This window comes from Methylocaldum sp. (assembly GCF_039794385.1).
Lineage (GTDB): Bacteria > Pseudomonadota > Gammaproteobacteria > Methylococcales > Methylococcaceae > Methylocaldum.
On record NZ_JBDIVO010000026.1, the window covers coordinates 22,711 to 29,300 of the forward strand.

9 protein-coding genes and 1 pseudogene are annotated in these 6,590 nt (G+C 54.8%); 5 read left to right on the plus strand and 5 right to left on the minus strand.

Translation table 11 applies throughout. The features are described from left to right. Positions 1-128: 128 nt before the first annotated feature. Positions 129-800: a Bax inhibitor-1/YccA family protein gene (locus ABJK70_RS04290; RefSeq protein ID WP_077731568.1), complete on the minus strand. Its 672-nt coding sequence runs from the start codon at positions 798-800 to the stop codon at positions 129-131. A 101-nt stretch (positions 801-901) separates the two neighbouring features. Here ABJK70_RS04290 and ABJK70_RS04295 point away from each other — a divergent pair, with 101 nt between their 5' ends. The 5 genes from ABJK70_RS04295 (at position 902) to ABJK70_RS04315 (ending at position 4,280) form a co-directional block, all read left to right on the plus strand. Continuing rightward, positions 902-1,939, plus strand: coding sequence for a M20/M25/M40 family metallo-hydrolase (locus ABJK70_RS04295; RefSeq protein WP_133718514.1), 1,038 nt, complete (start codon positions 902-904; stop codon positions 1,937-1,939). Between the two features lie 99 nt (positions 1,940-2,038). Further along, the gene (locus ABJK70_RS04300; RefSeq protein ID WP_156881901.1) at positions 2,039-3,025 is read left to right on the plus strand and encodes a Tim44-like domain-containing protein; all 987 of its coding nucleotides are present in this window, start codon (positions 2,039-2,041) and stop codon (positions 3,023-3,025) included. Between the two features lie 57 nt (positions 3,026-3,082). After that, positions 3,083-3,583: a TlpA disulfide reductase family protein gene (locus ABJK70_RS04305; protein WP_347257450.1), complete on the plus strand. Its 501-nt coding sequence runs from the start codon at positions 3,083-3,085 to the stop codon at positions 3,581-3,583. A 3-nt stretch (positions 3,584-3,586) separates the two neighbouring features. Next, positions 3,587-4,009, plus strand: coding sequence for a protoporphyrinogen oxidase HemJ (hemJ, locus tag ABJK70_RS04310; RefSeq protein ID WP_077731564.1), 423 nt, complete (start codon positions 3,587-3,589; stop codon positions 4,007-4,009). Between the two features lie 58 nt (positions 4,010-4,067). Next, positions 4,068-4,280 carry a zinc ribbon domain-containing protein gene (locus ABJK70_RS04315; protein ID WP_077731563.1) on the plus strand — a complete coding sequence of 71 codons (213 nt, stop codon included), beginning with the start codon at positions 4,068-4,070 and terminating at the stop codon, positions 4,278-4,280. Between the two features lie 53 nt (positions 4,281-4,333). On the opposite strand, the gene lpxH is transcribed toward ABJK70_RS04315, so the two are convergent. The 4 genes and pseudogenes from lpxH to ABJK70_RS04335 form a co-directional block, all read right to left on the minus strand. Next, positions 4,334-5,059 carry a UDP-2,3-diacylglucosamine diphosphatase gene (lpxH, locus tag ABJK70_RS04320; protein WP_086135520.1) on the minus strand — a complete coding sequence of 242 codons (726 nt, stop codon included), beginning with the start codon at positions 5,057-5,059 and terminating at the stop codon, positions 4,334-4,336. 19 nt (positions 5,060-5,078) lie between these two features. Further along, the gene (locus tag ABJK70_RS04325) at positions 5,079-5,597 is read right to left on the minus strand and encodes a peptidylprolyl isomerase (RefSeq protein ID WP_205780830.1); all 519 of its coding nucleotides are present in this window, start codon (positions 5,595-5,597) and stop codon (positions 5,079-5,081) included. Between the two features lie 93 nt (positions 5,598-5,690). Continuing rightward, the gene (locus ABJK70_RS04330) at positions 5,691-6,350 is read right to left on the minus strand and encodes a carbonic anhydrase (protein ID WP_077731560.1); all 660 of its coding nucleotides are present in this window, start codon (positions 6,348-6,350) and stop codon (positions 5,691-5,693) included. Beyond that, positions 6,322-6,590, minus strand: a pseudogene (locus tag ABJK70_RS04335) (hypothetical protein); the annotation flags it as partial. The pseudogene ABJK70_RS04335 and the gene ABJK70_RS04330, both read right to left, overlap by 29 nt.

The window sequence follows — 6,590 nt, forward strand, 5'->3', positions numbered from 1 at the left end:
TGAGGGTTGAACCAGGATCGAGTGAGCCGGGGACTCGGTTCGTCTCGGGGACTGATCGCGATCCAATCGGACCCGAATGCCGGAGCGGGAAAAGGCCCGCTCCGAGCGTTTTCGACGAGAATCGGACCTTATTCGTCGCCGCTAAAAACACCTAGCAGGTGCAGGAGACTGGTAAACAGATTGAAGATCGACACATACAGGGTCACTGTGGCGAGAATGTAGTTACGCTCGCCGCCGTGCACGATTTCGCTGGTCTGGTAAAGAATGAGACCGGCCATCAAAACAATGAACATTGCCGACACGGCGATCTGGAGTCCCGGCATATGAAAGAAGAGCGCAGCCAGTGCGGCGAGGAACGCGACCAGGATGCCGGCGGTAAGCATGCCGCCCAGGAAACTGAAGTCCTTCCTCGTGGTCAGGGCGTAGGCCGACAGCCCAAGGAAAATCGCTCCGGTGCCCCCAAGGGCGGTCATCACCAGTTGCGGGCCATTACCGATCTGGGTCAGATATATATTGAGAATCGGCCCGAGGGTCAGCCCCATGAAGCCGGTAAGGGCAAATACGAAGACAAGCCCGAGGGCGCTGTTCTGAAACTTGGAAACCAGGAACAGCAAGCCGAAGTATCCGATTAACGTCACAATCACTCCGGGGTGGGGTAGCTCCAGAGCCATCGACAAGCCCGCCGTGAATGCGCTGAAGGTCAGCGTCATGGCCAGCAAAGCATAAGTGTTGCGTAGGACTTTGTTGGTTTCCAATACGCCGGCGGAAGCGCGAGCGTAGGCCGGATTGATTTGATTCATAATGATCTCCTTTGCTTAGGACATAATCGGGCAATTGGACCAGGAAATGGTACAGTAGTTTTTCTTGCGCGTGTAATGGTTTGAGCTAGACGGGGTTTTTCATGCGGGAGCCATTTCGAGACCGACTTTTCCGCCTCATCTCAGATCTCGTTCTTTGTCATTCGCCAAGCGGCAAGGAACAGGAAATAGACGCGTTCATCCTATCGTGGCTCGAGTCTATCGGCGTCGAGGCGAGCCAAGATGATGCCGGCAATATCATCGCGAGCGTTCGGGGAACGAACTCTGCTCGCGTCCTCGCCATTACCGCACACAAGGACGAGATCGGCGGCATCGTGAAGCGTGTGAGAGAAGACGGCAAGGTGGAGGTCCGGAAGCTCGGCGGTACTTTCCCATGGGTCTATGGGGAAGGGGTTGTGGATTTACTCGGCGACAGCTTAACGATTCCGGCGATCCTGAGTTTCGGTTCCCGGCATGTATGCCATGAATCGCCTCAAAAGGCATACGAGGAAGACAAGCCGCCGAAATGGGATACCGTTTGGCTGGATGCCAAACTGAGCAAATCGGAACTCACAGAAGCGGGGGTGCGTCCGGGAACGCGGATGGTTATCGGCAAACATCGGAAAGCGCCATTCCGGATGGGGGATTATGTCGCCAGTTACGCCTTGGACAACAAGGCCGCCGTTGCAATTCTTTTACTGCTGGCCGAGACCGTGAAGAGCCCAGTATCGGATTTGGATCTGGTTTTTTCCGCGCAGGAGGAGGTGGGAGCCATCGGAGCGCTCTATTACACCCGGCAGAAACGAGTCGACGAGCTGATTGCCGTCGAGATTGCCCCGAAATCGGCGGAGTATCCCATCGAAAGCGACGAAGAGCCCGTACTTTTGTCTCAGGATGGCTATGGCATGTATGATGAGACGTTGAATCGACGTCTTGCTGAGGCCGCGCGTAAGACGGGCGTGTCCGTGCAATACGCGGTGTTGAGCCAATTCGGCAGCGATGCGTCGGTGGCGATGAAAACTGGGCACGTGCCGAAAGGCGCATGCCTCGGGTTTCCCGCAGATAACACTCATGGATACGAAATCGCTCATTTAGGAGCGCTGGAAGCCTGTTATCAATTATTGCAAACCTACTTATCCTGAGATTATCTAATGCCCACCTTGGGTTCAAAGGTTGATTTTTGAATATTCGTTGCCATATAACAGGCATATCCGATTCTTGACTACAGACGTGGGTTATCGATGAAGAAACGTACTGGATTGGTTTTGAGCGTATTGATCGGGCTGTCCTTGGCGCTGTCCGGAATGGGCGACGCTTACGCCAAGCGCATGGGCGGCGGTAAGTCGTTCGGCAGCCGGCCGTCCTACAGCACGCCCTACAAACGCTCTACCGATATGACGCAATCCGCTTCTCCGGCTCAGCAACAAGCCTACCAATCGCCGGCCCAAAGGAACCAGGCGGCGCGCGAAGCGATGTCGCGACGGGGCGGGCTCATGGGAATGCTGGGTGGCCTGGCCTTGGGCGGTTTATTGGGCGCTCTCCTGTTCGGCGGGGCCTTCGAGCATCTCAACTTCCTGGACATTCTGGTGTTTGCGCTGATCGCATTCATGCTGTTCAAGTTTTTCGCCGCTCGGAGGCGAACCGAATCGAGCGAACCGGCAGCGGCAGGAGGATATTATTCGGGGACGGACTCGGCTCGGAATCCGGAATCCGATCACGCTTACCGGCGTCAGGCCGATTCCGGACAGGCGAGCAATTCGGGGTTCGATACGGACGTTCTGTTCGGAAAAGGGCGAGGTGCTTCGTCTTCAGGGCAAACTGCCGGCACGGCCGGACAACCCAATTCGGTTCCGACGGATTTCGATTCGGCCGGTTTTCTTTCCGGCGCAAGAGCGGCCTACGAGACGATGCAGAAAGCGTGGGACGAGGGAGACTTGGCGCAGTTAAGGGCTTTGACCACCGACAAGGTATTCGGCGAGCTTCAGGATCAATTGAGAGCTCGCGGAACCGAGAGCAACAGGACGGAACTGCTCAAGGTCGACGTGGAACTTCTCGAGGTGCGTGACCTCGGCTCAGACCGCGAGGCAACCGTACTGTTTGATGTGATCATACGTGAGTCTCCCGAGGAAAGACCTACGCAAGTGCGCGAAGTTTGGCACTTCGTACGTCCGAAACACAGCCGTCAACCGACCTGGTTTCTGGATGGAATTCAGCAGTTGGAAGACTGAGCAGAGTTGGGTTAAAGCGGGGGGAAGATAAAGCTTTGTCTTCCCTCCGGTCAGCTCATGAATAAAGCCAAATTTTGGCTCATGGCGTTCGCCATCGTAACGGTGGCAAGCCTCGGCCTGTATCGATGGGGTTTCCAACGAACCGCCCCGGATGCGGAGTTCGTCACGATCAAGGGCGAGCACATTCAGATGCGGGAGCTCCGCGGTCATCCGGTGTTGGTGACATTCTGGGCCAGCGACTGCCGGGCGTGCATCGAGGAAATGCCCGAACTGGCCGAGTTATACCAACAGCTTTTCGCGCGAGGTTTCAAATTGATTTCGGTCGCTATGCCTTATGATGTTCCAAGCCGGGTTTTAAGCTTGGCCGAGGCGAAACAGCTGCCTTATCCCGTGGCCCTTGATCCACTCGGACATCTGGCGGAAACATTCGATCAGGTCCGATTGGTTCCCAATAGCTTCTTGATTTCTCCTGACGGCCGGATTGTTATGCACCAACTTGGACGAATCGATGTCCGGAATCTTCGTGAGCGAGTCGAGCGGATGCTCGGAGACGTGTAAACGATGTGGCTGAAAGCCTTTCATCTCATCTTCATGGTGACTTGGTTCGCCGGTTTGTTTTATCTTCCCCGGTTGTTCGTCTACCACACGATGAGTGCCGATGCCGTCAGCGTCGAGCGGTTCAAGATCATGGAACGTAAGCTCTACTTTGGGATCATGACTCCCGGAATGATTTTGACGCTCGTGTTCGGCTTATGGATGCTCCACGATTATGCTTGGGAAGACTACGGTGACAGCGGCTGGCTTCGCGTTAAACTGTTCCTGATCGGATTGTTGGTGGGTTATCACGCTTTATGCGGAAAATGGCTGCGTGATCTGAAATATGACCGTAATGGTCACAGCCATATTTTTTTCCGCTGGATGAATGAAGTGCCGGTCTTGTTCTTATTCGCGATCGTGCTTCTGGCGACGCTCAAGCCGTTCTGATCTCCCCTGTCCGCTTGTCGAAACAACTATTTTGCCGATTCTTGTCGAGGATAATTACATGCCAACTTACGACTATCAGTGCGAAGCCTGCAAACATGAGTTCACCGCCATGCACAAAATCAGCGAGGCACCACCGAAGTGCCCTGATTGCGGCGGCGACGTCCGGAAAAAATTATCGGCTCCCGCGGTACACGGCAGTGGTGCTCGGAAAGAGTCTGCCATCAGTCCGGGACATGGTTGTGGGGCAGGGGCATGTGGATGTAAACACTAATGGGAGAGCAAAACCGGATTGCACGCCTTTCCAGGGACGGAAAGCGAAGCTTGCTACTCAATTGCTTCCGTACGGAAACCTTCCTGACTCCAGCATAAGACCGTTTCGCCATTTCCCCACTCGGGCAGGACGAAGCGCCGACATCGCTTATTCTCGATCTCGAACTCATGAACAGCGGGGCGGTGGGTGTGGCCGTGAATCAATCGATCCACGCCATAACGGCTCATGGTTTCTCTCACTGCTTCCGGGTTGACGTCCATGATCTCCGCCGTTTTGCCGCGCTTATCAAGCCCGCTCTTGAAGCGGTACCAGCGCGCATACATGCGGCGCAGCCAAAGCGGCTTCGATAGCGCCGCTTGTTTCCATGCGTCGGTGCGGATGCGTTCTCGAGCCCTCTGATACTGAACATCGTCGGTGCACAGGAGATCTCCGTGGGTAATCAACGTGGACACCCCGAAGAGATCGATGACCTCGTAATCGGCAAGCAAGCGGATGCCGGTTTCCCGAGCGAAGCTTTCGCCGAGCAGAAAATCGCGGTTACCGTGCTGGAAGTACACTTTGATGCCGGAGTCCGTAAGCTGCCTGAACGCGGACTTGACCTCCCGGTTAGGGGAGAAGTTGTCGTCGTCACCGAGATAGGCGTCGAAAAGGTCTCCGAGGACGTACAGCCGCTCGGCATCTGATGCGCGGCGTTTCAGAAACCGCAAGAAACGCTGTGTAATTTCCGGTCGTGTAACGCTGAGATGCAGATCGGAGATGAACAGCGTTTCGTTTTTCAAGGAAGATGGCTTCGTCTGTCTATTGACCGACGATGGTCGCTTTCTCGATGATGATGGGTGTTTGCGGCACATCCGATGCCATCGGGCCGCCGGAGCCCGTCGGAATTTTTGCCATCTTGTCGACGACGTCCATGCCTTCGGTGACCTCACCGAATACGGAATAACCCCATCCTTGCGGTGTGGCGCTCTTGTAATCCAAGAACGCATTGTCGACAAAATTGATGAAGAATTGAGACGTGGCGGAATGGGGATCCGGAGTACGGGCCATGGCTATCGTTCCGCGCTTGTTTTTAAGTCCATTATCGGCCTCGTTCTTGATTGCCGGGCGCGTGGGTTTCTGCTTGAAATCCTCGGTGTAACCACCGCCTTGAGCCATGAAGTTCGGTATGACTCTGTGGAAGATGGTACCGTCATAATGCCCCTCTTTGACATACGTCAAAAAGTTCTCGACCGTGGCGGGGGCTTTAGCTGAATCCAGCGTTAGAACGACATCCCCGAGATTGGTCTCCAACCGGACTTGAGGGGCGGGTTGATTCATTTTTGGTTTCTCCGCTGCAATGGATGATAAGGCAAAGCCGAAAAGACAAACGAAAACGATCTTGGCGAGCTTCATAGTATATCGCGTTGATGGTTAGGGTTCTTTCGCGGCGCTAATTTCCGGGTCTTGTTTATAAATTGGATCGAGCGAGCTGTCAGCCTCAAGGGAGGCGATTTCCTTAATGATACCGTCATTCAACCCGTAAACCCATCCGTGGAGATCCGGACGATCGCCGGCTCGCCACGCTCGCTGAATGACCGAGGTCTGCGCCAGGTTGTGAACCTGTTCGATGACATTGAGTTCGACCAGTCGGTTGTGACGCGCGTCCTCCGAATTTTCGGCATCGATGTTCTCTCGGTGCAGACGATGGATGTCCTTGATGTATTTGAGCCACTTGTTCATGAACAAGTGGTCGGGATGCGGTTTTCCCATCGCTGCTTTGATGCTGCCACAGCCGTAATGCCCGCAAACGATGATGTGCTTCACCTTTAGAAAATCGACGGCATATTCGAGCGCGGCCAGGAAATTCATATCCATGATCGCCACTTGGTTGGCTATGTTCCGATGAACGAAAATTTCACCGGGCTCGGTTTGTGTCACCTGGTCGGCATGCACGCGGCTGTCGGAACACCCGATCCAGAACACGTCCGGATTCCGTGGCTGCCGTAGTTTGTCGAAAAATTCCGGATCGTGAGCGGCTTTCTCCTGAGCCCAAGCCTTATTTTCAAGCAGCAGCCTTTCGAGCGGTTTCATAATTTTCTCCGGTTACAGTTTGCTGTTTATCGGTGGTAGAGGCGCGCTGCGTCGCGATGCCGTGCGTGCCGTTGAGGTTTTTCAATTCCACGGTGATGTTGTCGTCCGAGGCGGCGGCCACGAAGTCGTGGATGGTTTCGAGGATGTCCTGATCGATGAATTGCGCCCGCGTGGCATCGATGATGACATACCCGTTTTCGCCCACCCGGTTCAGATACTCCCGCAACAGCGCCTTGTTGA